Here is a 25,219-nt window from a genome sequence, read left to right as displayed (position 1 = left end):
CTAGCTCAGCAACCGCACCGCAATCGGATACAGCGTCATCACGAGCAACAAGGCCATCACGACGTTGAAAATGCGCAGCCGCTTCGGATCCGTGAGCACTTGCCGCATCGCCGTGCCGAAACCGGCCCACAGCGCGATGCACGGAAAGCCGATCACATAGAACAGCACCGCCATCAACAGCACGTTATGGCTGAAGCTCTCGCTGACATGAATGGTCGTGGCGGCGGTCAGTACCATCATCCACGCCTTCGGATTGACCCACTGGAAGGCGACCGCTTCGTAAAACTTCATCGGCCGGCGTTCGCCGTTGCGCAATTTGACCTCGCCCGAGGTGCCGATCTTCCACGCCAGATACAGCAGATAGGCCACGCTGGCGATTTCCAGCACCGTATACAGCACCGGAAAACGCTGAAACGCCTCGCCAAGACCGAAGCCGACCGCCAGCATCAGCACCACCACGCCCAGGCTAATGCCGAACAGGTGCGGCAGCGTGCGCCGAAAGCCGAAATTGACGCCCGAGGCGAGCAACATGGTGTTGTTCGGGCCCGGCGTGATAGTGGTGACGAGCGCGAACAGGATGCCCGCGGGCAGCGCGCCAAAGGATTCGAAGGACATGATGGCTCCGGTGTCGATGCGTTTTAATGCAGTTTATCGACGGAAGCCGGTACAGTAACGGTACAGATTGGAGGATGGTGTCCGGTACAGATAGAGCCGACGGCTGTGTCGGCCCGCTATGCGCTTTGAGCCGGGCTGGCCACTAGACCGAGCGCAACATCCCTCCATCGACAAAATAGGTCGCGCCGACGCTATAGCTAGCCTTGTCTGAACAAAGAAACACGATAAAGTTAGCCAACTCTTCCGCGGACGCAAACCTTCGAATAGGCGCATGCTCGTCCGCGACCCGTTGCAGATGCCCTTCCCAATCGCCGCCTGAATCCTGCGTTAATTGTTTGGCGGTCTTGACCCAGTCCGGCGTCAGCACCAGCCCCGGATTGATCGTATTCACGCGGATATTGTCCTGAATGAACTCGTTCGCCATATTCTTCGACAACATCATCAATGCCGCTTTCGTCACGTTGTAGATCGGCTCGTAGCCGAGCGGCTGCGTCGCGCAAATCGATGCGTTATTCAGGATCGTGCCACCGCCGCGCGCTTTCATCAGTGGCACGAGGCCGCGTGCAAGGCGCACCGCAGCCATCACATGAAGATCCCAGTACGCGAGCCATTTTTCGTCCGGCGCGTTCATGATCGTTTCATTGCTGCCCGTGCCCGCGTTATTGAAGACAATATCCGCGCCACCGAAATTCGCTTTAGCAGCAGCGACCAGCTTATCGACGCCTGCTGCAGTCGCCACATCGCAAGCAACCGGCACGGCCGTCACGCCGAATTTCTTTGCAATCGCTTCTGCGGCCGCGGACAGGCGCTCCTGATTGCGCGCTGCGAGCAGAAGATGGGTTCCTTCGGCTGCGAACGCCTCTGCCACAGCCAGCCCGATGCCCACGCTGGCACCCGTCAACACTGCCACCTTACCGCGCAAATTCAGATCCATTTCTGTTGCCTCCGGTTTTGATAAGCCAAGCTAAACGAGTCCCACGCCTCAACCATCAGGTCGGCGGCAGTACTTCGGCGGCAGTACTAATGGGCAGCCGGATCGGGAACGGACTTCTTATAGCCCTGCCGCGCCAGCAGTTTCCACGCGCCGTTCTGTTTCTGCCAGACCAACAACACGTCGAAATCGACTTCAGCGAGCTTGCCGGCCGATTCCGTTGTGCCCGAGAAGTGATCGCGCACGACAGCATTGTCTGCCGTGACCGTCGTCACAGTATTGCTCAAGTCGATGCGCTTGTAGCGCGTCTGGCCGCTGGCGATTGTGTCGATGAACGCGGCCTGATCCTGTACGCGGCCGTTTGAGTGGCCGTACGTGAGTGTATCGGCAGTCAGGTCTTTCATCTTCTGCGCGTCGCCGGCGATCATGGCGGCACTGAGCCGGTTCATCGCATCGTTGACGGCCGTTTCGTCTGCGGCGTTGGCCCATGCACCCGAGCAGGCGAGGCCGGCCGCGACAAACAGAATCAGTTTCTTCATGTTGATGAGTTCCTTCCGGTTTAGTTCGTCGCAAGCGAGCGCGTCAGTACCATGCGCTTGATATCGCCGACCACGAACACGTAGCAAAGCACGGCGACCACCGCGTTCGCGCCAATGAAGACCAGCGCAGAGTTGAACGAGCCCGAACGCTGCACGAGATAGCCGATGATGATAGGCGTCGTGATGCTCGACAGGTTGCCGAATGCGTTGAAGAGCGAAGCGCAGACGCCGCCGGCTTCCACCGGCGCCGTATCCGACACGACTGCCCAGCCGAGCGCACCAATGCCTTTGCCGAAAAACGCGCCTGCCATGATGGCGACGACCAGCACTTCCGAGTCGACGTAGTTGCAGGCAATCATGCAGGTAGACAGCAGCATGCCGAATACGATCGGTGTTTTACGCGCCACGCTGGCGCTATAGCCTCGCTTGAGCATCGCGTCCGAAATCACGCCGCCCAATACGCCGCCGAGAAAACCGCAGATGGCGGGAATCGAAGTCACAAAGCCGGCCTTCAGAATCGACATGTGCCGTTGCTGGACGAGGTAAATGGGAAACCAGGTAAGGAAGAAATAGGTGAGGGCGTTGATGCAGTACTGCGCGATGAAAATGCCGAGCAACATCCGGCTGCCGAGCATCTCGCGAATCGATGCGCCCAGCGCGACTTTGGCGGGTTGTTTTGCTTTCGCAGCGACGCCGTCTTCACGGGTTTCGAGCTCGACCAGCGCGCCGCCCGCTTCGATAAAGCGCAACTCGGCGGCGTTCGCGCGCGGATGGTCCTTCGGCGCGTAAATGGTCTTCAGCCAGACGCCGGTCATCAGGATGCCGAGTACGCCCATCGCATAGAACACGGATGGCCAGCCGAACGTATGCACGAGCCATCCCATGATGGGCGTGAAGAGCACGGCGGCAAAGTATTGCGAGGCGTTGAAAATCGCGGCCGCCGTGCCGCGTTCGGCGCGAGGGAACCACGATGACGTCAGGCGGCTATTGCCAGGGAAGGCGGGCGCTTCGGCGAGGCCCATGGCGAAGCGCAAACAGAACATCGCTGCGACGGCCACCGCTGCGGTCAGCCCAGCCGTGAGGCCCTGCGCGAACGTGAAGATTGACCACGCGAACAGGCTGACGGCGTAGACGCGTTTCGTGCCGAAGCGGTCGAGCAGGCGCCCGCCCGGCAGTTGTCCGATCACATAGGCCCAACCGAAGGAGGAAAACACATAGCCCATCGTCACCGGTGTCAGCCCTAGCGCGTGCTGCATCGCGCTGCCGGCGATGGACAGGCTGGCGCGGTCCGCGTAGTTGATCGTCGTGACGGCGAATAGAATGAAGAGAATCAACCAGCGCACACGCGTAGCGCTTTCGTTGCGAGCTGGGGTTGCCCCGGACGGCGGGTTGATCGCACCCGGTTGCGCACCTGATGCATGCGGCGATGGGCGGGTTGAGGCTCGTCTCGCCGCTTCGTCTATGTGGGCCACAGCGTCTCCTTGGTGTTTTTTCAACAGTTATGCGTCATCGTATAACATTGGGAAAGATTGTGCCGAGGAGGTGAGGCGGAAGGAGGGGTATACCACTAGTTTTGGATGATTTCGGCGCCGTTTCTGCTGAGGCTACGGGCCAGAGAGGATTATTCTAGGCATCGGTCATCGTATAAGTTTGATGATGCCAACCAGCCTCAATTTCCCCAATCTGTCACGGCGGTTGCCACCGCGACTGGCGACTACCGCCGGAGTGCCGCTGCAGACGGCAGGTTCGGCAACCTACGCCTGGCTATGCGTTAGGCGTTATCCGTTGCATCGCCCGCTGCACGACCCGATGGAGGAACGCCAAGGGCTGTCGCCTGTGGCGACAACCGGTTGATCAGCTTCTGTTCGATCACACCCGTATTGACAGTCGATACGCTTGCGAGGACACCCGTGTCTAAACCGAACGAAATCGCTACCACGCCAGCAAGCATGGCCGCGCCGATTCCTCGGCGAATCCATTCCCCCGCGCCGAGCGAGCGTTTCATCGCCGTGAACACCCGGCCGCCAATCAGCAGCGCCACTGCGAGCGAGGTTGCCGCGCCGGCGGCATAGGCGGCCAACAGCAGCGTCGTGCCGACACTCGCGCCGCGCAGCGCGGCACCCGTGAGCACCAGACCGAGAATCGGACCGGCGCAGGGCGCCCACAGCAGACCCGTGGCGATGCCCAGCAGGAACGACGACCCCGCGCGAACCTGCTGACCGTCGGCCTGGGCAAAGTTCGACAGACGATTCCCGGCGCTCACCAGCGGACGCATCAGATGGTCGGCAAAGCGCGGAAACAGGAGGGTCAGGCCGAATACAGCGAGCAGGGCGATGGCGAGCCAGCGGCCGTACTGGTTGGCCTGGGTGACCCAGCCCCCGCCGACGGCAGCAAGCGTCGCTACCAAAGCGAACGTGAGGGCCATGCCGACGAGCAGCGGCAGGCCGCTGCGTACGAAAGGCTGATCGGCGCGCGCAAAGACGAACGGCAGCACCGGCAGAATGCACGGGCTGAGGATGGTCAGGGCACCGCCGAGGTAGGCGAGAACGATGAGTAGCATGGCTGTTCCGGGCGTGGGTTGGAAACGCGGCCAAGCCCGTATGGCTGTCGGACCTGGTGCGTGACGAAAGAGATCAAGCCGACATCCGATGCGATTGCTGGCCTATGCGATGAATTCGACTCTTTAGGCGGTCTTGCCGGTGCCGACAGGCGCGCACTGGCAAGCATGTTCCACTGGTTTCAGTGGCCGAAGTAAATTGGCTTGAGGCCCGCATTGCTTGAGTAATGCGAGGCGGCAGGGCTTCCCGATGCGGAGGAGCCGTTCAACATGCCGCCCACGCCGCTGGTCTCGCCGTTTTGTGCGGCTACGCGCGCTTCCGCAGCCTGAATGTCGTCGGGGTAATACGGATCCGCAGCGCGAGCGGGGTTGTAGCCGGCCTGTTCAAGCTGGACCAGTTCGGCGCGAACCTGTGCCCGGGTCAGGGGCCCGTTCGACTGGGCGAACGCGGCGATGGGAGCAGCGACTGCAGCGGCGAGAACAACGGCTTGAATGAGCGACTTCATGACGGATACCTCCGGAGTTTGGTTTGTCCTACCAGGAATATCTCCGGAAGCCAGGAGCCCCGAATTGCAGTCCGTTGGGATCTGCGTGGTTGGACTCCTTTACTTCCGGCGTTGATGCATTAAAACTCGCAGAGGTATCTGGCTTGTGTCGGAAAGCCGCTCGAGTGCAACGCTGTGTATCGCCGTCATCCGTAGATACGTTGCGATACGAATCTCGACCGGACTTTGCATACAGGGCAGGTGCGCCTGATGCGTTTTCTGTCTGTCTACGAGGCAAAATCGATGGGAGAGGGAGGCGTGCCGCGCTTCGATTGGCTTGCTGGCGCTGCAGAGCGCGAAAGCGCGGTGGTCAAATCGCGCATGTGCGTGATTCCGCGAACTGACGCGAGTCCGGTGTAGTCTTGAGAGCCGGACTCGAAGGACGATGGGATGTAAATGACGATGCGCCTAACAGGCGGGGGCGCGACTCACGTATCGCGCCCGTCCGATCGCCGCCAATCCGGCGTTTGCCGGTCAGTTACCTCCTTGTTCCTGCAGCGTCAGCTTGCTTGTGACCGAAGTAACCCCTTGAACCTTGGCAGCGGCAGCCTGGGCAAGACGATCCTGGTCTTCAGTCTCGATGAATCCCGCCAGCGTCACCTGGCCCGTGTTTGCCTTTGCGAAGACCACGATGTCTGCGTCTGCCAGACCTTTGGTTTTGTAGATGGCTTGCTGGACCCGCCTCGCGAACGCCCGATTTGCCTGGCGCACAGCCTTCTTTGTCAGGGGAGCTTGAGCGGGAGCCGCGGCATCGGCATCGGGGCTTGATGCCGGTGTCTGCGCATAAGCGACGGTAGAAAGCAGGGCTGCGGCTGCAACGCCAATTACCACTTTCCTCAAGTCCATATTTTCACCTGTGATTGTCAAGTTAGGGGAGGTCGTTTACATCCGCCTGTTTTACCAGGCGCATTCAATTATGGGTCCAAACGTGTCATCCGTATGACGATTGCGCCGGTTTGACCGGTAATGATTGTGCTCGCTTTTTGGCCAGTTTTCCGCATCTCCAGGCATCAGAGTAATTGGCCGCGTCGCGTGGTGCTATAAAACTCATGGTTCGAAATTCGAACAACTCGGATGAGCGACACATACCTTTGTATGTATAGGTTCACAGCCTGAAACCCGCCATGCGACGTTACTCGCCAGTGTCAAACCACACTAGCGTCAAGTACTTTCCCGCTCAATCAGGCTGAACCCGACGTCGATCATTTGCTCGCCGCCCGCACGGCCGGAGGATTCAAGCTAAAGCGATTTCGGCCCCGACGATCAACTTGGCCGGCTCAACCTGTTGACTGCCGGGAAGATTCTGCAACGTATACAGGAAGTATGTGAAGGCCGTGTGTTCTGTCTGAGCTTGCCGCTCGGCTGTCTGGGCGGCACAGCATTGAACCCGCGCCGCCAGCCTCCGCGCATTGAGCCGACACAGCGCGGTGAGCGCTCAACGGTGAAGCGTGTGGCGACCGTGTAGTGCTGTTGCGAGCGACAAACTCGCGTTGGAGCGAGAATGCGTCTGCGGACTTCCCCTCTCCTGAGGGCGATATCCACGCAGTTAGCCGCGCGGCTCAATGAACAACTCGTTATCCGTAGAGGAGAGTCAGATGAATAAGCTGTACCGCATCGCCGTCATCCCCGGAGACGGCATCGGCAAGGAAGTGATGCCCGAGGGGCTGCGGGCGCTGGAGGCTGTCAGCAAGCGGTTCGGCATCTCGCTGGAATTCAGGCACATCGAGTGGGCAAGCTGCGACTACTACGCGAAGCACGGCCAGATGATGCCGGACGACTGGAAAGCGCAACTGCAACCCATGGATGCGATTCTGTTCGGCGCGGTCGGCTGGCCGGACAAGGTTCCTGACCATATTTCGCTGTGGGGTTCGCTGCTAAAGTTCCGGCGCGAGTTCGATCAGTACATCAACTTGCGCCCCGCACGTCTCTTTGCCGGCGTGCCGTCTCCGCTCGCAGGGCGCAAGGCGGGCGACATCGATTTCTGGATCGTGCGCGAAAATACCGAAGGCGAGTACTCGTCGGTGGGCGGGGTGATGTTCGAAGGCACGGAGCGAGAATTCGTCCTGCAGGAATCGGTGTTCACGCGGCATGGCAGCGAGCGCGTCCTGAAGTTCGCGTTCGACCTCGCGCAGCGTCGCGAGCGCAAGAAGATCACCGTGGCGACAAAGAGCAACGGCATCGCCATCAGCATGCCTTGGTGGGACAAATGCGCGGCCGGTATTGCGGCGCAGTACCCGGATGTGACGTGGGACAAGCAGCACATCGACATTCTCTGCGCGCGCTTCGTGCTGAATCCGGACCGCTTCGATGTGGTCGTGGCTACCAATCTGTTCGGCGATATTCTGTCCGATCTCGGGCCCGCCTGCACGGGCACGATCGGTCTCGCACCCTCGGCCAATATGAATCCTGATCGCAAGTTTCCTTCGTTGTTCGAACCGGTTCACGGTTCGGCGCCGGATATCTTCGGCAAGAACATCGCTAATCCGATTGCGATGGTCTGGTCGGCTGCGATGATGCTCGACTTCCTCGGCAATGGCCAGGGCGTCGAGCGCGAGGCTCACGACGCCATGCTCGCCGCGATCGAAGCGGTGCTGAAGGATGGTCCGCGCACCGGCGATCTCGGTGGCCGGGCGAATACCACGGAAGTGGGCAAGGCGATCGCGGAGCGGCTCGCCTGAACAAGGAGTTGACCATGGCAACGAAATTCGAATTGAGCGATCTGATCCGCACCGAGCACTTTATCGACGGTCAGTGGGTGGCTTCTATAGACGGCGAGCGCTTCGACGTCACGAATCCGGCGACAGCGGAAGTGATCGCCACCATCGCCGACGGCGGCGAGGCCGATGCCCGCGCCGCGGTGGACGCGGCCGCGCGGGCCTTCCCCGCCTGGCGCGAGGCGCTGCCGCAAGAGCGTGCGGACGTGCTGTACCGCTGGCACGCGCTGATGCTCGAGAACGCCGACCCGCTCGGCCGCCTGATCTCGCTCGAGCAAGGCAAGCCGTTCGCGGAAGGGCGCGGCGAAGTGCTGTATGGCGCCTCGTATGTAGCGTGGTTCGCGGATGAAGCGACGCACATCTATGGCGACCTGATTCCGCAGCAACAGCGTGGCAAGCGCATGAGCGCGGTGAAGGAGCCGGTCGGTGTTGTCGCGGCGATTACGCCATGGAATTTCCCGCTCGCGATGATCGCCCGCAAGATCGCCCCGGCGCTTGCCGCAGGCTGTACGGTCGTGGGCAAGCCAGCCGAGGACACGCCGCTCACCGCGCTGGCGCTCGTGATGCTCGCGCACGAAGCGGGCGTGCCGCCCGGGGTGCTCAACCTGATCGCTTCGTCGCGCGAAAACGCGGTGCCGGCTGTGGCCGCGTGGCTGCACGACAGCCGGGTGCGCAAGATTACGTTCACCGGTTCGACGCCGGTCGGCAAGTACCTGGCGCGCGAGTCGGCGGAGACGCTCAAGAAGCTCTCGCTCGAACTGGGCGGCAACGCACCTTTTATCGTGTTCGACGATGCGGACCTGGCGGCTGCCGTCGACGGTGTGCTCGCGTCGAAATTCCGCAACGGTGGACAGACCTGCGTGTGCCCGAATCGCGTGTATGTGCAGTCGTCGGTGTACGACAAATTCAGCGACATGCTCGCAAAACGCGTCGCAGAACTGAAGGTTGCGCCTGCCACCGATCCTGCCGCTCAGATCGGCCCGATGATCAACGCTCGCGCCGTCGAGAAGATCGAGCGTCACATCGACGACGCCGTTTCGAAAGGCGCACGCGTTCTAGCGGGCGGAAAGCGGCTCACCGAACTCGGTCCCAACTACTACGCGCCGACCGTCCTCGCCGATGCCACCGGCGAAATGCAGTTGAGCTGCGAGGAAACGTTTGGCCCGGTCGCGCCGCTGTTCCGGTTCGAAGATGAAGCGGAAGTCATCCGGGTGGCCAACGACACGCCGTTTGGCCTCGCCGCGTACTTCTACAGCCAGGACGTGCGTAGAATCGACCGCGTTTCGCGCCGGCTGGAAGCGGGTATCGTCGGCATCAACGAGGGTGCCATCTCGAACGCGGCTGCGCCCTTTGGCGGCGTGAAAGAATCGGGCTATGGCCGCGAAGGATCGAAGTACGGTCTCGACGATTATCTTTCGATCAAATATCTCTGCCAGGGCGGACTCGACTAAACGAGGGCAGGCGCTATGGGCATCCGGTGCGGGGAGCGAGTGCTCATAAGTGTTTTGTATCGCGACAGATCAAACCATAAGGATCCGAATTGGAAAACATTTTGCAGATGTTTGATCTATCAGGACGTCGTGCTTTAGTCACGGGTTCAAGTGCCGGGATTGGCTACGCGCTAGCAAAAGGACTGGCCGCCGCGGGGGCCGAGGTCATTCTGAATGCCCGCCGCGAAGCGCCGCTGACCGAGGCGGTTAGCCGGCTGAACGCCGAAGGCGCAGTCGCACACGCGGCTCGCTTCGATGTGACGTCCGCAACCGACGTAGAGGCGGCCATTGAGCGCATCGAACGTGAGATCGGAGTGATCGATATTCTGGTCAACAACGCTGGCATGCAGCGCCGCGCGCCGCTCGAACAGTTTTCCCATGCGCAGTGGGAAGAGCTCATGAAGACGAACGTCGACAGTGTGTTTCTGGTCGGGCAGGCGGTTGCCCGCCATATGATCGAGCGCAAGCGGGGCAAGATTATCAACATCTGCTCGGTTCAGAGCGAACTGGGTCGACCGAATATCGCTGCTTACATGGCAAGCAAAGGCGCGGTCAAGATGCTGACGAAGGGCATGGCCATCGACTGGGGGCAGCACGGCATCCAGGTCAACGGTCTTGGTCCGGGGTATTTCAAAACAGAGTTGACCGAGGCCCTCGTCAAGGACGAGGCGTTCAGCAACTGGCTAATCGGTCGCACACCATCGCGTCGATGGGGCGATGTCGAAGATCTCGTCGGCGCCGCCGTGTTTCTGGCAAGCGGCGCTTCGAACTTTGTGAATGGACATATCCTGTATGTCGACGGCGGGGTTACGGCCACGTTGTAGCTGAGCAGCGTATTTTGCAGGTCTTTGCGTCGCGCCGCCGCTTCCTGCCGTATATCGAGCAGGAAGCGGCGTGCGCTACAGTTCACGACTCAGTCACAAATACTTCATCTACATCATCAAAACCGGTACGTCGCGCCGATCTGGAAGAAGCGCCCGAGGTCCGTGTACAGCGACTGGTCGTAACCGGTGATGTCCGGCGTAGCCTGCCACTCAACGTCAAACGGCGGCTTCTTGTCAAACAGGTTCGAGACGCCGCCGTAAATCGTCCAGTGCTTGATGCCGCGATAACTCGCCATCAGGTTGAACTGGCTGTACGACGCCACGGAACCCGTTCCGCCATCTCCGAACTCCGCCGCCACCGCGTTCGTATAGGGCCCCGTGTATTGCCAGGTCAACGAAGTGGTCAGGTTGTGGAAATCCCAGGCCAGCGTCGTATTGCCCTTCCAGCGCGGCGTGCTGGCGCCGAACGGTTGCAGATATGCCAGGTTGTTGCCGGCGAAGTCCTGCGGTGCGGAGCCCGGGCTGCGAAGCTTGAAGTGCCATACGTAGGCCCAGTCGCCCGTCAGCGTGAACGTACCGTAAGTGGTGCGAACCGCCTTGCGGAAGTTCATGTCGAAGCCGTCGGTATCCAGCGAGCCGAGGTTCACGAACGGCTGCACGATATAGCGGATCGTGCCATCCGGATTGCGCACCACCGTCGTCGGATCGTTCGCCTGAAGCACCGCATTTGGATCTGCAGTCCCGATCACGCCATCGATGTGCACTTTGTAGAACGCCGCGCCAATGTCGGTCAACGCATCCGGCGACAACTGGAAGCCGATGTTGTAGTTCTTCGTGTGCTCAGGTTGCAGATTCGGATTGCCGGTGGTCTGCTCCGTCGTGAAGTGCTTCGTCGGCACGCCGCTCGGATCGTTCGGATCGACCAGATTCTGGTGGCCGAGATAGACCGCCTGCGAGTTTTCAACGCCCGTCGGCGCACGGAAGCCGCGGCTGTATGACGCGAATGTCGTCAGCATGCGCACCGGCTGGAAGCGCAGTGCGAAGCTCGGCGAAAAAGCGCCACCGAAGTCACTATAGTGGTCGTAGCGGGAGGCTTGCGTGAACGTCAGGTTGCTGAGGATCGGAATATCGACCTGATAGAACACCGCCGCCACATTGCGCGAGCTATCCACGGACTGTACGTTGGCCGGTGCCGTAATACCCTGCGACGCCAGCGTCTGCGGATTGATCACCGACGATTCGTGACGGAATTCCGTGCCGAGCCCCAGGCCAACATTACCCGTCGGCAGCGTGAACAGATTCGCCGTTGAGGTCTTGGCGGTCACGCTGTCGATCTTCGAAATCGCCTGCTGATTGTCGTCGCTGAACACGCCGTTCAGGCCGTTGGGCGTCGAAGACGGATTCGCGAAGTTATACGTGCCGTTCGTCAGCATGTTCTCGAGGCCCGCCACGTTCAGGCGGTTCGAGTACGTCGTGTCGACGGTGCTCTGTGAATGACCGTAGTCGGCCGACCAGTCCCAGTTACCGAGCTTCGCGGTGTTGAACGAACCCTTGACGCCAGTCGACGCCATCCAGAACGTCGACACGGTATCCGCCACGCCGACGTTGTTCGGGAACGTCAGGTTGATCGGCGTTGGCACGCCAAACGGGTTGAACGGATTCGACGCCGGCACCGTGCGCGGAAGCGGTGCGACGGAGCCCGCGCCAGGGTTGAACACGTTCGTCGTGCTGCTGATCGAAGCGGGGCCCTGCAACTGCACGTTTTCGTCACGGCTCACCCAGAAGCCGGCGTACGCTTCGGTGTCGTCGTCAAGCTTGAAGGTGCCGCGAACCTTCCCGTTCAGGCGCGTCACGGCCGGCGTCAGGGAAGTACCGGCAGCGACGTTGTAGGTGCACGATTGGCCATTCGTCGCCGCTGGGTTGCTGCCAGGCGGGCAGGGGCTCAGCGCCACGTTGCCACCGGGGGTGCCCCAGTACGACTGCTGGTTGGGACCAAACGGCGCGGCGTGGCCGCCGTCGTACTGCGTAAAATCCTGAGACGACGTCATGTCGCGATCGGCCAGCGTCGAGCCGCTGTCGCGGTAGTAGCTTGCCGCGGCCGTGACGTTGAAGCGATCGGAATTGAGGTCGCCGAAACCGCCGAGCACGCTGAAGCTACCCTGGCCATTGCCCGGATGCTGCGCCTTGCCCAGTTGAGTGTCGAGCTGCAGGCCCTGGAAATTCTTCTTGGTAATGATGTTGACGACACCGGCGATCGCATCCGAGCCGTAGATCGACACCGCACCCGTCTTGACGATATCAATGTGATCGACGATGTTCAACGGAATCGTGTTGACGTCGAAGAAGGTGTCGGTGAAGTTCACCGCTTGCGCGTAGTTGGCGACCCGTTGTCCGTCAACCAGTACGAGCGTGTACTTTTCGCTCAGGCCGCGCAGTGCGATACCGGCTCCGCCCGGCGCCGAGCTGTTCATGGTGGACTGGGACCAGCTGCTGGCCGAGTTGGCCGCGGTGCCGCGCAGGAAATCGGCGACGGTAGTGTAGCCGCTTTGCTGGATGTCTTTCGCCGTTATGGTTTGGACCTCGATATTGCCAACCTTGTCCGACGTGCGGATCAGCGAACCCGTGACTTCAAATTTCTTGAGCTGCTTGACGCCCGATGTGGCGGCCGCGTTGGAAGCTGCGGCAGGCGCCGTGGCACTGTCCTGCGTGCTTGCTTGCGCAACCGTAGCGGACGATGCGGCCACAGCCCCTGCTGCTGATGGCTGGCTCTGCGCGAACGCGGAACTGCTTACCACCGCGGTTAAAGCCATTTCTGCCCAAACTATTCTTCGTATGGCCGATCCTAAAGCCTTCTGTCTCATGTTTCTCTCTCTTGCCACTAACGCCAGTTGTTATACGAAGAGACCTGGCTAGCCTCTTCGTTTGCGGCACCTCACCGCGTTGCTTCGACTGCTGCGCTTTTTCTCGAAACCCAAACGACGATCAACCAGATGGTTGATCTGGTTTCTTCAATATTTGAGTAGGTATACTAATTAAATGACTTGACTTGGTGCGAGACGTATCAACTTCCGTGAGAAGTCAGGATTCTTCTGTTAAGCGAGCAATACGAATCCCAAACTCTTATGAAAAATATAAAATTAGTTATCCTTAGTTTGAGGAATTGGAAACGCCCCTCGCACTTCTGCAATGCCGACGAGGATCCCTTGGGCGGTGTTGCCCGGCCGCGCTCAACCATCGAAAGGAGCGGCCTCGAGTACCTGCCTACTTCCCATCTTCCTCAACGATGCACTGCAAGCGCTTGTGATGCGTCCTGCTCTTGCTTCCCAACAAATGGACTGTAGTTGCCTTTCATTTCGTGTACGGAAACATATCAGGGCAGAAATATTTCGTCAAAATTTGTTTGGGAGCAGTTAAAAAAGTGTGTGCTTTTCGTAACATGAAAGCGTGAGGCGTTTCGGCCCAAGGCACGGAGCGGCGGGGCAGCCCGGCTACTGGCTGCGTCGAGCGGGAAAAAAAAGACCTGCGCGCCCAAGGGTAGGCGGCAGGTCGAGAACAACTGACAAGTGCACTTACGTGGAAGTAAGTGGGGTGATTGTAATGCAAACGAAATTAACATGTAAACATGTGATGCTCGCCAGTCCTCACCTGTTGGCTTTCGGGGCGACGACGCTGCTGCCGCTACGGATACATCCCCAACTAGCCACCGACCTGCGCGGTCGGCCTGACAGGCAGAGGCCCGAAGAACATTTTCCGAAACTTGTCGTGGCCGATCATACGGGCCAGTTCGGCGAGTACACAGTAATTGGCGATCAACGTTACCAGCAGAATCTGGATAGCCCAGAAATGCGCCCAATTCAGTTCGACGAGCAGTTTATGGTCGGCGGCAACGAAGCCTGGCGCTTCCTTCCAGTAGTCGTACAGGCGCTCCAGGTAATGCACGATCAACGCCACCACGGCATAAATGGCAGTCTTCCAGCCTGCGTTCCAGATCAGTGGCTTCTCGGGAAAGCGATTGATGAAAGGCAGATGGTTGGCGAGTAGTACCGATTTGCCAAGAATCAGGGCAGCGATGGTGACAGACGCGGACGTCGGAAGTGTGATGCCGGCGCCGTGGGTTATCAGCGCGCGAATGATCGCGACAATGTGAAGGATGACGAAAAAAAACAGCGTCGGCGGCAACATCTCCATCAATTCATGCTTGATCGTGGCGCTCAGTTTGCTCATAGTCATCTCCCAAGGCGGTCCAGTGGTCGCCGAACTGCGGCCGCATGCGCTGTCCCCAGCGCGTGGGGGGCCGCACGGGATACGATAGCACCGCGCCCCGTGGGCTGGACGAGCGCAAATGCGAGGCTACGGCCGTCGACACCGATCAAACAACGCTGTGTCTTTTCCTTCATATTTCCTAGAATGTTTAATGGAACCGGGGTCTATCCACGTCAAGGAGGTGCCATGGAACTTCACATGCATTCGCACCATTTTGCTCACCGCATACCTGACTGGCGTGCCGCGGTAATAGGCGGTTGTATTGCGGGAGCGATCTTCCTGGCGCTCGAACTTGTTGCCATGTGGATGTTCGGACAGAGCCCGTGGGGAGCACCGAGGATGATTGCGGCGATCGCGCTGGGTCACGGCATGCTGTCGGAGCCGGCGACTTTCGGCGTCGGTCTCGGCATCCTTCTCGGGGGGCTGATCACGCACCTCGTGCTGTCAGTCATTTTCGTACTCGTTCTGGCGGCGATCATCGCGCCGTTCGGCCTTGATTCGAGCGTGGGAATGGCCTCGCTGGCGGGCGCGGGCTTCGGCGCCGCCTTGTATCTGGTCAACTTCTATGGAATGAGCCAGATATTCCCGTGGTTCGCAGACGCCCGTAGTTGGGCGAGTTTCGTGTCCCATATCGTGTTTGGTCTCGTCGCTGCCGATACGTACTTGCGGTTTGAGACGAAGGAGGAAGCGGGCGTCAGCTGACAGGTTGACCTAGCGATTTCGCTTCTTCCTGCCCTGAAATCCTTTCCGCAATGCCTCGATCAGCGCCTCGCCTGCCGGCTGTATGGCACGGCCCTTGGCCCGAGTGATTGAAACCGTGCGATAGAGGCCGTCGGGAGCGACATGCGCGGTGCCGAGCGCCTTCATGTCAAACAATGAAAGCATGCCGACAGGCATGAACGTAATGCCGAATCCTGCCTTGACGAGCGCAAACACCGAGATCGCGTTATGGGTCTCGAACGAAGGACGAAAGGGTAGTGCTTGCGCCGCGTAGGCGTTGGCTAGCATTCCGTGCGTCGCGGTCTCACGCGGCAGCGTCAGCAGGGGGTACTGCGACGCTTGAGCAATCGTGACGGTGCCCGTTTGTACGAGCGGGTGGTCCTTCGGCGCAACAAGCACGAACTCCTCATCACTCAACGGCTCGCAATCGAAACGATCGTCCGAATCGGCAGACGGCGTCACTGCGAAGTCGATTTCTCCAAGATGTACGCGATCCAGCGCTCGACCGAGCAGATCATCGTGCAGCACGACTTCAATCCCCGGCCAGCGCTCGCGGAACTGCTGAATGATGGACGGGAGGAGTGCGCCGGCGATAGTCGGCGTCGCGCCTAGCACGACCCGCCCGCGCTTGAGACGGGCTTCGTCCTTGAATTCCTGCGCAAGCATGCGGAGTTCGGCCATCGCCTGCTCCGCGCGAGCGACGAACCGCTCGCCGTGACCGGTGATCGTGACCCTGCGCGTCGTGCGATTAAACAGCTTCACGCCGAGCACGTCCTCGGCGTGGCGTACGCGCGCCGAGACCGACGGCTGTGCAATACCCAATGCGGCAGCCGCCGCGCGAAACGATCCGTGCGTCGCCACTGCAAGAATGGCCTCGATGTCGCGCGGGCCGATATTGATAGGATTCATCGATCAATTTATAGAATAAAAAGCCTTTTTCTGTCAATCGTCCGTTCCTAGAATGCCAGTACTGGCTAGCGCAACTCGCGCGCCGTACAGAAAACAGCGGGCCCGTTCTGAACGGTCACGCTCAGGAGACGAGACATCATGCATCCCAGACCGTCAGCGGCAGGGCATACGCAGTCACAAGCGCTCGCGGCGTTCGCCTTGCACTTCGAGGCTTCACGGATTCCCGTTAATGTCCGCGACGCTGCGCGCGACCACTTCCTCGACACGCTAGGGGTGGCGCTCGTGTCATCTACGTTCGGATTCGGCGACGCCGTGCTTGCCGCTGCGCGCGAACTGGGCTCCGGCGGCGATGCTCGCGCAATCGGTTCGGGCGCGGTATTGCCAGCGGCTTCTGCCGCGCTGGTCAACGGTACGCTCGCGCACGGGCTCGACTACGACGACACGCACATCGGCGCGATCTATCACGCTAGCGCACCGGCGCTCGCAGCGGCGCTGGCGATTGGACAGGCGGTGCATGCATCCGGGTCCCACGTACTCGATGCCTACCTGATCGCGCTCGAGATCGGCTGCCGTCTCGCCGGCGCGGCACCGGGCGAGTTCCATGCCCGTGGCTTGCATCCGACAGCGCAATGCGGCGTATTTGCTGCTGCGGCGGCGTCCGCCCGGTTGCGGCGCAGCAAACCTGATGAACTGGTCTCGGCATTTGGTCTGGCCGGGAGTCAGGCCAGCGGCATTCTGGAGATCGGGCAGAGCTGGCTCAAGCGGCTGCATCCGGGCTGGGCTGCGCACGCTGGACTCGTCGCGGACTCACTCGGCCGTGCCGGATTTCTCGGGCCGGAGACGGTCTTCGAGGGGCCGCATGGCTTCTACGCCGCTCACGTTGGACACGTTCCCGAAGATGCGCGTCTGCCTGCTCATCAGCTAGGCGAGATCTGGCATGCGTCGGATATCGCGCTCAAGCCGTATCCGTGCTGTCACTTCATTCACGCGTTCGTCGACGCAGCTCTGGCAGTGCGCCACGACGTGGCGATCGAGAACATCGAGCGTATCGATTGCCTGTTGAGCCGCGGCCTCCATCATATGGTCGCCGAACCGCGGGAGCAAAAGATCCGTCCGGCCGCCGTCTATGAGGCCTTGTTCAGCGTCCCGTACACCGTGGCGTTGGCGCTCGTCAAGGGACGCGTCGATCTCGCCGCGTACTACGACGAACCGCTCGATGACGCTCGCGTACTGGCAGTTGCGGCGCGCACGCATTGCGTCGACGACCCGAAGAGCGACTTCCCGAAACATTTCCCCGGCGAGATCCGCATCGTCCTCAAAGACGGGCGTGTTCTTCAGCATCGCGAAGCAAGCAGCCTGGGTACGCCCGAACGTCCGCTTGCGCGCAAAGCAGTCGAAGAAAAGTTTATGGCGAACGCTTCCCGCGCACTTGGCCGGGAACGTTCGCAACGCGTGATCGAGGCTGTCCGGAATCTCGACGACATGCCCCGGATCGATGAGTTACTCGAACTTTGCACCACTACTCCAGAGAAGCAAGCATGAATACGAAACGCATTTCACATGGCCTGATGTATGAGGACTTCGAACCCGGGAGACGGTTTCGCCACCACTGGGCCCGCACGTTCAGCGACGCTGATGCCACCGCATACAGCGCGATGACGATGCAGTACAACCCGATCTATTTCAGCGCGCCGCATGCGGCGGCCGCCGGATATGACGGCATCCCCGTGCATCCGATGTTTGTGTTCGCGACGACAGTTGGACTTTCCGTCGAGGATCTCTCGGAAGCGGGCGGCCCGTTCCTCGGCGTCGAGGATGTCATTTTCCAGCGAGTCGTGTATCCGGGCGACACAATCAGCGCACATTCGGTGGTGACGAGCCGGCGGGCGACTGAGTCTCGTCCCGGCTGGGGCGTCGTGGAATGGCATACCAAAGCGCTCAATCAGCGCGGCGAGCCGGTGATCGAATTTCGGCGGCGCAATCTCTCGCGGATGCGTTCGGTTCCGCAACAGGTGGTCAGCTAACGGGTCAGGTCAGACGATTCATTGGGAAGAGTAGAAATGAAGATAGATAGCATTACTGAATTTACGGATGAGCTTCGCGAGCTGCAACAGGCAACGCGGGACTTCGCCGAAGCTGAAATCGCACCGGTGGCGCAGAGGCTTCATCTGGCCGGCGAGCAGATACCGGACAGCCTGCTGGCGAAGATGCAGGAAATGGGTTTCTTCCGCGTGCTCGCCTCACCCGAGTACGGTGGACTGGGGCTCGGCGCACGGGCTGTGGCACTCGTTACGGAGGAGCTTAGCCGAGCCTGGTTCAGTGCCGGTGCACTTCCTGCGCGTAACTGGGGACTTGGCGTGCTGCTTGAACGGTTCGGCACGCCAGAGCAAAAGAAAAAATGGCTGCCTGGAATCGTATCAGGCGAATTGCAGGCGGCACACTCAGGCACAGAGCCGGAGGCAGGCTCGGATGCAGCGAACATCAAGACGACCGCCAGCTTGCGCGATGGACGCTATGTGGTTAATGGAACGAAGCAATGGTGCACGCACGCCAACCGCGCGGACCTGATCTCGCTCTTTTGCCGCACGGGACGGGACGCGGGCAAGCATGGCGGCATCAGCTTGCTGCTCGTCGAGAAGGCCCGCGGCGAGCAGTTCGTGCCGCCGACACTGACAGGTAGCCGGATCGAGACAGTCGGCTATCACGGCATGCACAGCTACACGCTCTTCTTCGACGACCATGAGGTGCCTGAGGAGAATTTGCTTGGTGGCATTGAAGGGGTCGCTTTCAAACAGTTGATGGCGATCTACGAGCTTGCTCGCTTGCAGTTTGCGTTTCGCTGCATTGGCCTCGCACGGGCGGCATACGAAGCAGCGCTCGAGCATAGCGGCAATCGCGTCCAGTTCGGCCAGCCCATCAGCCAGTTCCAGGCGATCCGCCACAAGCTGGCCGACATGGCGACGCAGATCGAGGCGGCTCGCCAGCTTGGCTACATGGTCGCACGGAAGATGGACGCGGGTTGCCGCGTCGATCTCGAGGCCGGCATGGTCAAGCTTTTTGCCTCGGAAATGGCGCACAAGGTCTGTCACGACGCCGTACAGATACATGGCGGCATGGGTTTCGCGGTCGAGACTCCCGTTAATCGTTACTGGCGCGATTCCGGTCTTTGCACCATTGGCGAAGGCACAAGCGAGATCCAGCGTGAGGTCATTGCGCGACGACTACTGGGGGAGAAGTGAATATGAGTCACGGTACCTACTTCGAGGACTTTGGCGTCGGCGAAATGTACGAGCACACCAGGGGGCGCACGGTCACGAACTACGACAACTATGGGCTCACCCATCTGTCGATGAACACGGCCGAGGCGCATTTCAACCTGGTCTATAGCCGCCAGGCGCTCGACGGACGGTTTGCCGAGCGAATCGTCGCAGGCCCGTGCACGTTGGGTATTGTCGTCGGCCTGACAAGCCAGGATATGAGTGAAAACGCGTTCCTGGATGTGGGCGTCACGGCTTTGCGCTTACCCAATCCGGTCTTTACCGGCGATACGCTCCACGCAAAAAGCGAGGTGCTGCAACTCACCGACGACCGGCCTGACAGCGGCTTGTTGCGCTATCGCTTCAGCGCGACTAACCAGGATGGCAAGACCGTCGCCGAAGGCGAGCGTACGGTACGTCTCAAGAAGCGTTCAGCATGGGCTCACAAGGACGAAGCCGTGATGCCCGGTCATGACATGGGAGAGCAATCATGAGCACCGCATTGTCGGGCATTACCGTCGTGGACCTGACGCAGGGCGTGTCGGGACCCTTTGCCACGCGCCTGCTCAGTCAGATGGGTGCGCGCGTCATCAAGATCGAACGTCCCGATACGGGCGATCTCATTCGCTTCTGGGACGACATTGTTCACGGCATGTGTTCCGGCCACGCATGGGTCAACCCGGGCAAGGAGAGTGTGGCGCTGGACCTTAAGAGCGAGAGTGGGCGCGACATTCTCCATCAGTTGATCGAGCGCGCCGACGTGCTCATCGAAAACTTCGTTCCGGGTACGGTTGATGCTTGGGGTCTGAATTATGAAAAGGTCAAGGCGATCAAGCCGGACATCATTTTTTGCCACATCTCCGGTTTCGGCCAGGAGGGACCGTATCGTGATCGCGCGGCGCTCGATCTGATCGTGCAGGGCGAGGCGGGTCTCATCATGACCAATGGCACGCCCGAAGCGCCATCGAAAATTTCCGTGTCGCTCTGCGATATTGCAGGCTCCATGTACGCGACGATTGCCATTCTTGAAGCGCTGTTTCATCGCGAGCGAACGGAGCGTGGACAGGACATCCAGGTTTCGCTGCTCGACTCGGTGCTCACGTGGACTGGCTATTTCCCGTACATGGTCTGGTACGGCAATAAGCTGCCGAAGCGTGTGGGTCTGCATCATCACACGATGGCGCCGTATGGTCCCTATCCATGCGGAGACGAGCGCATGGTGATCGTGGCTGCCGGCGGCGGTCATGTGGAGATGTGGCGCAAGTTCTGTCAGGCAATCGAATGCCCGGACATGGTCGATGACGAGCGATTTGCTACCAACGCATTGCGCCTCGCCAACCGCAGCGCACTCGACGAACGAATCTGCCAGGCGATCGGCACTCGCGAGCGGGCGTACTGGCTGGAGCGTTTCCACGCTTTTGGCATTCCTGCCGGCGCCATGAACGACCTCGGTGAAGCGCTGGATCATCCGGCCATCAAGGCGCGGGACCTGATCAAGGAAGTGGATAGCGCGGTCGGCAAGGTCAAGGTGTTCGACTTCCCGCCGCAGTCGTCGGAGTTCGAATCGGTCAACAAGCTGGGGCCGCCTGTACTCGGCGAGCATACGGCTCAGGTGCTGGCGGAACTCGGCATCGACGCCGCGACGATCGAAACGCTCGTGTCGGCCGGTGTCGTGCAATGCGCCGGGCCGGAGAAGGAGAAGTCTCATGTTTGATTCATCCGCGGACGACGCGACACTCGCGTTGGCACGTTTTGCAGCAACGACCGGATTGGAAAGTGTGCCGTCGGTCGTATGCAAACGGCTCAAGGACTGTCTGCTCGATTTCGTCGGCAATGCCGCGTTCGCAGCTGTCAATGCGGAGAGCAGCGCTGCATTTCGTGCGGGTGCTATGGCGTTGCAGGGCGCGAACGACGATGCAACGGTGGTCGGCGACGCGCAGGGATATTCGTACCTGCAGGCTGCCTTGCTCAACGGCGCGTTCGCCCATACCCTCGATTTCGACGATACCAACGTATGGGGCTGCCTGCATCCCGGTGCGCCGGTGATCGCCGCTGCGCTGGTTGAGGCTGAGCGCACCCATGCCACCGGGAAGCGATGGCTTGCCGCTCTGGCAGTCGGTTACGAGGTCGCGACGCGTATCGGCGCGGCATTGGGCAGTACCGCTTACGATCGCGGCTTTCACGTCACGTCCGTCGCCGGCATCTTCGGCGCTGTGGCGGCCGTGGGTCGATTGCGCGGCGTCGATGCCGGCACGCTTGCCAGTGCGTTTGGCATCGCCGGCAGCAAAGCGGCGGGCTCCATGCAGTATCTTGCGAATGGCTCGTGGAACAAGCGCCTGCATCCGGGCTTTGCCGCGCACGACGCGTTACTCGCGCTCGCATTTGCGCAGGCCGGCGTGCTCGGCGCCGCTGCGCCGATAGAAGGGCGATACGGACTACTGGCGGGATACACGAACGAGGCGACGCCGTCGGCGCTCACGGATCGTCTCGGTGAGTGGTGGCCGTCGGCTGAGACGGCAATCAAGCCCTTTCCGTCCTGTCGCTTCAATCACGGCGCGATCGAAGCGGCGTTGCAGTTGCATGAGCGACTCGGCACCGATGCCCGTAAGCGCATCGAGGCTGCTTTACGCGAGGGGACACGGATCGAAGTGCGTCTGTCACCCAAAGCCGCGCAAATCGTCGGTGAGGCAACCCCAAACAAGATAGACCCGCGCAACATCGTCGATGCGCAGTTCAGCGTTTACTTTCAGGTTGCGGTGGCGCTGCTGGACGGACGTTGCAACTGGCAGAGCTATGAGCGCATCGGTGCAACGGACGTCACAGCGTTGTGCTCGGCCATCTATGTCGTAATCGACGGACAGTTGCCCATCATGGGAGCGGCACTGTCGTTCGCCGGGCAGGTGGTCCGCATCGACGAGCCGCTTGGTGAACCGTCGCGGCCATGCGATGGCGCATTTCTCCGACGCAAGTTCGATGACCTCGCCGTGCCCGTGTTCGGCGGGGCACACGCCGCTCGGATCGCTCAGCGCGTGGCGGCTCTCGAAGACGAAACGGATGCGTCGACGCTGATCCGGCAATTTCGCAGGAGCGTGCAATGACAGGTTTTTGCCGCCGTAGCCAGCTTGTCACGCCGGCGAGCAGCGAAAAGCTGCTGGAAAAAGCGCTGACGATCGACTGCGATTCGCTTGTCATCGATCTCGAAGACGCTGTCGCGCCGACCTTCAAGCATGAGGCGCGCCAGGTGTTGCGTCGGGCGCTGGCCCGAGCTGAACCGGGTAGGCGTGAATTGTGCGTGCGTATCAACGGTCTGGAGACGCCGTGGTGTCTCGACGATTTGCTCGCATTGGAGGGGTTGCCAATCGATACGGTGGTCGTGCCGAAGGTGCAGGGTCCTGAAGATCTGTACGTGTACGACCAGTTGCTGCGGCAGCTCGAACTGCGCGACGGCCGCCGTGGATTGATGTTGCTTGCACTGATCGAGAGCGCGGGTGGAGTGGAAAACGCGCTGTCGATTGCACGCGCGTCGCGACGCTGCCAGGCGCTGATTTTTGGCGTCGGCGATTTCATTGCTCAAACGGGCATGGCGTTCGACGAGCAGACGCTGTTGCCCGTGCGTTCGCGCATCGTTACCGCTGCGGTCGCGTCCGGCGTGCAGGCCCTCGATCATGTACACCCCGATGTGGCGGATAGCGAAGGACTGGTGCGCGCTGCTCAGGCGGGCAAGAAGCTCGGCTTCACCGGAAAATGGGCGATTCATCCGCGGCAAGTCGAACCGATCGGGCGGGTATTTAGCCCCGACCAGGACGAAATTGCCACTGCGCGCCGCACGATTGCTGCGTATGAGGAGGCGCAGCGAGAGGGCCGCGGCGCAATCATCGTGGATGGCCTGCTGGTCGATGAGGCGGTTCTCAAGATAGCGCAGCGAAAATTGGCGCTGGCAGAGCGCATCGCTCCAGAAGGGGAAGCGCAAGCTTCATAGACATACGTCGCAATACGAGGGCGAGCCGGACTTGCCGGCAACTTCCATTCAGAGGAAAAACATCATGAGCTACCCAACCGATTTCAAAGAAATTCGTGAACGAGCCGGCTATACCAACGACGAAGACGTACGCAAGCGCAAATATCCGACCGACTTCAAAAGCATTCGCGAGGAAGTCAGCGCGGAAGAGTGGCAGGCACGCGTCGATCTGGCGGCCTGCTACCGGCTTATCGACGTCTACGGGATGAGCGATCTCATCTACAACCATATCACCGTGCGGATTCCGGGAACGGAGCATCTTCTCATCAACCTGTATGGGATGACGTACAAGGAGATCACAGCGTCGAGCCTGATGAAAATCGATGTTGAAGGCAACATCATCTGGAAGCCTGAAACACAGTACGGTCTGAATTCCGCTGGTTATGTGATTCATGGCGCGATCCATACCGCGCGTCCCGAAACGAACTGCGTCATACACACGCACACGCGCGCCGGAATGGCTGTTTCGGCAATGGAGTGCGGACTGCTGCCGGTCACGCAGCATGCAATGCGGTTTCATGGGCACATCGGCTACCACGACTACGAAGGCCCGGTTGTCGATCTGAGTGAGCGCGAGCGCCTCGTCAAAAACCTGGGAGAACATAACGCGCTGATCCTGCGTAATCACGGCCTCATTACCTGCGGCCCGAGCGCTGCGGAAGCATTCAATCTGCTCTATCAGCTCGAGATGTCCTGCCGGGCCCAGGTGGATCTGATGGCCGCGGGCGCCAGAATCAACATGCCGTCGCCGGAAGTGATCGAACGTACGTCTAGCATCTTTCAACCAGGAAAGATCCGCTCCTACGGCATTCTCGAGTGGCCAGCCATGTTGCGCCGCCTCGAAGCCGAGCAGCGAAACAACGGCTATCCGCAGTATGACCAGTGAGTAGCCGGCAATCCCGATTGACGATTTCGAAGGAAGCACCCATGACCACCAATGTTCCAGACAGGTTTGCCGTGTGTCCCGCGCCGGACCGGAACCCGCACGCACCGACGCGTTTCCGCATGCCGTGGGGCGCGGTCGACACGCATGCCCATGTGATCGGCGCTCCGCCCGATTACCCGTTGATAGAAAACCGCAGTTATACGCCGGCGCCGGCAACGGTCGAAGACTACTTTCACATGCTCGACGCAACGGGCGTGACGTTCGCCGTGCTCGTACAGGTAAGCGTGCATGGCACGGACAACCGGTTATTGATGGACATGCTCGACCGCTACCCCGAGCGCTTGCGCGGTATTGCAGTCGCTCCGCACGACTTGCCCGAACGCGAGTTCCTAAAAATGAAAGATGCGGGTGTCGTGGGCTTGCGTCTCAATACGTTGTCCGGTGGTGGTATCGGCCTCGATCATCTGGACAGCTACGAAGCGTTGTGCGCGGAGCTCGGCTGGCATCTGCAGTTCCTTACCGATACGAGCCGCCTCGAACCCGTCGCGTCCCGCCTTTCGAAGTTGCGAGTGCCATACATCATGGACCACATGGGGCACTTCGCCGTGTCGGACGGACTTCAGTCAGCAGGCATGCAACTGATGCTCAAGCTGATGGCGGACGGCGCATGGGTCAAGCTCTCAGGTGCATACCGTGTCTCAGACGCGCCCGGCTACACGGACACCGTGCCTTTTGCGCGGGCTTTGATCGAGGCGGCACCTGACCGGTGCGTGTGGGGTTCGGACTGGCCGCATCCGGCTTATTGGGGGACGATGCCGAACGACGGCGATCTGCTCGATCTCCTTGCCGACTGGGCGCCGTACGAGGCGGTCCGCAATGCAATTCTTGCGGACAACGCTCACCGGTTATACGGCTTTCCGGGCTCGCCGGTTGTTGACTGAGGGTGTGCAT

Annotated in this window: 23 protein-coding genes and 2 pseudogenes; 15 read left to right on the top strand and 10 right to left on the bottom strand. The window is 60.5% G+C overall.

The features are described 5' to 3' along the window. The 6 genes and pseudogenes from P3T40_RS02410 to P3T40_RS02385 form a co-directional block, all read right to left on the bottom strand. Positions 1-615 carry a LysE family translocator gene (locus tag P3T40_RS02410; protein ID WP_429266070.1) on the bottom strand — a complete coding sequence of 205 codons (615 nt, stop codon included), beginning with the start codon at positions 613-615 and terminating at the stop codon, positions 1-3. A gap of 142 nt (positions 616-757) precedes the next feature. Then, positions 758-1,549, bottom strand: coding sequence for an SDR family NAD(P)-dependent oxidoreductase (locus P3T40_RS02405; RefSeq protein ID WP_429266069.1), 792 nt, complete (start codon positions 1,547-1,549; stop codon positions 758-760). Between the two features lie 86 nt (positions 1,550-1,635). Then, positions 1,636-2,085, bottom strand: coding sequence for a nuclear transport factor 2 family protein (locus P3T40_RS02400; RefSeq protein ID WP_429266068.1), 450 nt, complete (start codon positions 2,083-2,085; stop codon positions 1,636-1,638). A gap of 20 nt (positions 2,086-2,105) precedes the next feature. After that, positions 2,106-3,479 carry an MFS transporter gene (locus tag P3T40_RS02395; RefSeq protein ID WP_429266127.1) on the bottom strand — a complete coding sequence of 458 codons (1,374 nt, stop codon included), beginning with the start codon at positions 3,477-3,479 and terminating at the stop codon, positions 2,106-2,108. Positions 3,480-3,868: 389 nt separating this feature from the next. After that, positions 3,869-4,645, bottom strand: a pseudogene (locus tag P3T40_RS02390) (cytochrome c biogenesis CcdA family protein); the annotation flags it as partial. Positions 4,646-4,824: 179 nt separating this feature from the next. Continuing rightward, on the bottom strand, positions 4,825-5,148 hold the full coding sequence (locus P3T40_RS02385; protein WP_429266067.1) for a DUF4148 domain-containing protein: 324 nt from the start codon (positions 5,146-5,148) through the stop codon (positions 4,825-4,827). A 249-nt stretch (positions 5,149-5,397) separates the two neighbouring features. On the opposite strand from P3T40_RS02385, the gene P3T40_RS02380 reads away from it, so the two are divergent. Further along, positions 5,398-5,547, top strand: a complete 150-nt coding sequence (locus P3T40_RS02380; protein WP_429266066.1) for a hypothetical protein — start codon at positions 5,398-5,400, stop codon at positions 5,545-5,547. A gap of 114 nt (positions 5,548-5,661) precedes the next feature. Here P3T40_RS02380 and P3T40_RS02375 read toward each other — a convergent pair whose 3' ends face one another. After that, a complete protein-coding gene (locus P3T40_RS02375) occupies positions 5,662-6,033 on the bottom strand; it encodes a BON domain-containing protein (RefSeq protein WP_429266065.1) in 372 nt (123 codons plus the stop codon). Positions 6,034-6,433: 400 nt separating this feature from the next. Here P3T40_RS02375 and P3T40_RS02370 point away from each other — a divergent pair. The 4 genes and pseudogenes from P3T40_RS02370 to P3T40_RS02355 all read left to right on the top strand — a co-directional run. Beyond that, positions 6,434-6,610, top strand: a pseudogene (locus tag P3T40_RS02370) (cyclase family protein); the annotation flags it as partial. Between the two features lie 172 nt (positions 6,611-6,782). Next, positions 6,783-7,865, top strand: a complete 1,083-nt coding sequence (locus P3T40_RS02365; RefSeq protein ID WP_429266064.1) for a tartrate dehydrogenase — start codon at positions 6,783-6,785, stop codon at positions 7,863-7,865. Between the two features lie 14 nt (positions 7,866-7,879). Further along, a complete protein-coding gene (locus tag P3T40_RS02360) occupies positions 7,880-9,352 on the top strand; it encodes an NAD-dependent succinate-semialdehyde dehydrogenase (RefSeq protein ID WP_429266063.1) in 1,473 nt (490 codons plus the stop codon). Positions 9,353-9,459: 107 nt separating this feature from the next. Continuing rightward, positions 9,460-10,215: a glucose 1-dehydrogenase gene (locus tag P3T40_RS02355; protein WP_429266062.1), complete on the top strand. Its 756-nt coding sequence runs from the start codon at positions 9,460-9,462 to the stop codon at positions 10,213-10,215. Between the two features lie 116 nt (positions 10,216-10,331). Here the strand turns inward: P3T40_RS02355 and P3T40_RS02350 are convergent, their stop codons facing one another. Together P3T40_RS02350 and P3T40_RS02345 are read right to left on the bottom strand one after the other, a co-directional pair. Further along, positions 10,332-13,076 (bottom strand): TonB-dependent receptor, encoded by a 2,745-nt coding sequence (locus tag P3T40_RS02350; RefSeq protein WP_429266061.1) that lies wholly within the window; start codon positions 13,074-13,076, stop codon positions 10,332-10,334. An 835-nt stretch (positions 13,077-13,911) separates the two neighbouring features. Beyond that, on the bottom strand, positions 13,912-14,439 hold the full coding sequence (locus P3T40_RS02345) for a hypothetical protein (RefSeq protein ID WP_429266060.1): 528 nt from the start codon (positions 14,437-14,439) through the stop codon (positions 13,912-13,914). Between the two features lie 225 nt (positions 14,440-14,664). Here P3T40_RS02345 and P3T40_RS02340 point away from each other — a divergent pair, with 225 nt between their 5' ends. After that, complete coding sequence (locus P3T40_RS02340) at positions 14,665-15,180, top strand: hypothetical protein (RefSeq protein ID WP_429266059.1); 516 nt, start codon at positions 14,665-14,667, stop codon at positions 15,178-15,180. Between the two features lie 9 nt (positions 15,181-15,189). Here the strand turns inward: P3T40_RS02340 and P3T40_RS02335 are convergent, their stop codons facing one another. Beyond that, positions 15,190-16,107 carry a LysR family transcriptional regulator gene (locus tag P3T40_RS02335; RefSeq protein ID WP_429266058.1) on the bottom strand — a complete coding sequence of 306 codons (918 nt, stop codon included), beginning with the start codon at positions 16,105-16,107 and terminating at the stop codon, positions 15,190-15,192. 138 nt (positions 16,108-16,245) lie between these two features. Here P3T40_RS02335 and P3T40_RS02330 point away from each other — a divergent pair, with 138 nt between their 5' ends. The 9 genes from P3T40_RS02330 to P3T40_RS02290 all read left to right on the top strand — a co-directional run bounded on the left by P3T40_RS02330 (position 16,246) and on the right by P3T40_RS02290 (position 25,209). Continuing rightward, the gene (locus P3T40_RS02330) at positions 16,246-17,649 is read left to right on the top strand and encodes an MmgE/PrpD family protein (RefSeq protein WP_429266057.1); all 1,404 of its coding nucleotides are present in this window, start codon (positions 16,246-16,248) and stop codon (positions 17,647-17,649) included. Then, positions 17,646-18,131: a MaoC family dehydratase gene (locus P3T40_RS02325; protein ID WP_429266056.1), complete on the top strand. Its 486-nt coding sequence runs from the start codon at positions 17,646-17,648 to the stop codon at positions 18,129-18,131. Before P3T40_RS02330 ends, P3T40_RS02325 begins: the two co-directional genes overlap by 4 nt. Before the next feature lie 36 nt (positions 18,132-18,167). Beyond that, complete coding sequence (locus P3T40_RS02320) at positions 18,168-19,346, top strand: acyl-CoA dehydrogenase family protein (RefSeq protein WP_429266055.1); 1,179 nt, start codon at positions 18,168-18,170, stop codon at positions 19,344-19,346. Positions 19,347-19,348: 2 nt separating this feature from the next. Next, the gene (locus P3T40_RS02315; protein WP_429266054.1) at positions 19,349-19,858 is read left to right on the top strand and encodes a MaoC family dehydratase; all 510 of its coding nucleotides are present in this window, start codon (positions 19,349-19,351) and stop codon (positions 19,856-19,858) included. Further along, positions 19,855-21,078, top strand: coding sequence for a CaiB/BaiF CoA transferase family protein (locus tag P3T40_RS02310; protein WP_429266053.1), 1,224 nt, complete (start codon positions 19,855-19,857; stop codon positions 21,076-21,078). The genes P3T40_RS02315 and P3T40_RS02310 overlap by 4 nt, the downstream gene beginning before the upstream one ends. Further along, complete coding sequence (locus tag P3T40_RS02305; RefSeq protein ID WP_429266052.1) at positions 21,071-22,462, top strand: MmgE/PrpD family protein; 1,392 nt, start codon at positions 21,071-21,073, stop codon at positions 22,460-22,462. The genes P3T40_RS02310 and P3T40_RS02305 overlap by 8 nt, the downstream gene beginning before the upstream one ends. Then, the gene (locus tag P3T40_RS02300; protein ID WP_429266051.1) at positions 22,459-23,343 is read left to right on the top strand and encodes an HpcH/HpaI aldolase/citrate lyase family protein; all 885 of its coding nucleotides are present in this window, start codon (positions 22,459-22,461) and stop codon (positions 23,341-23,343) included. The genes P3T40_RS02305 and P3T40_RS02300 overlap by 4 nt, the downstream gene beginning before the upstream one ends. Positions 23,344-23,407: 64 nt before the next feature. Further along, a complete protein-coding gene (locus P3T40_RS02295) occupies positions 23,408-24,268 on the top strand; it encodes a class II aldolase/adducin family protein (protein ID WP_429266050.1) in 861 nt (286 codons plus the stop codon). A gap of 41 nt (positions 24,269-24,309) precedes the next feature. Beyond that, positions 24,310-25,209, top strand: a complete 900-nt coding sequence (locus P3T40_RS02290) for an amidohydrolase family protein (RefSeq protein ID WP_429266049.1) — start codon at positions 24,310-24,312, stop codon at positions 25,207-25,209. Positions 25,210-25,219 lie beyond the last annotated feature (10 nt).

Origin of the sequence: Paraburkholderia sp. EB58 (genome assembly GCF_050436665.1) — a bacterium.
In the GTDB taxonomy this organism is placed as follows: Bacteria; Pseudomonadota; Gammaproteobacteria; order Burkholderiales; family Burkholderiaceae; genus Paraburkholderia.
The sequence above is the reverse complement of the archived record's forward strand: the minus strand, read 5'-3'. Positions and strand labels throughout refer to the sequence as shown.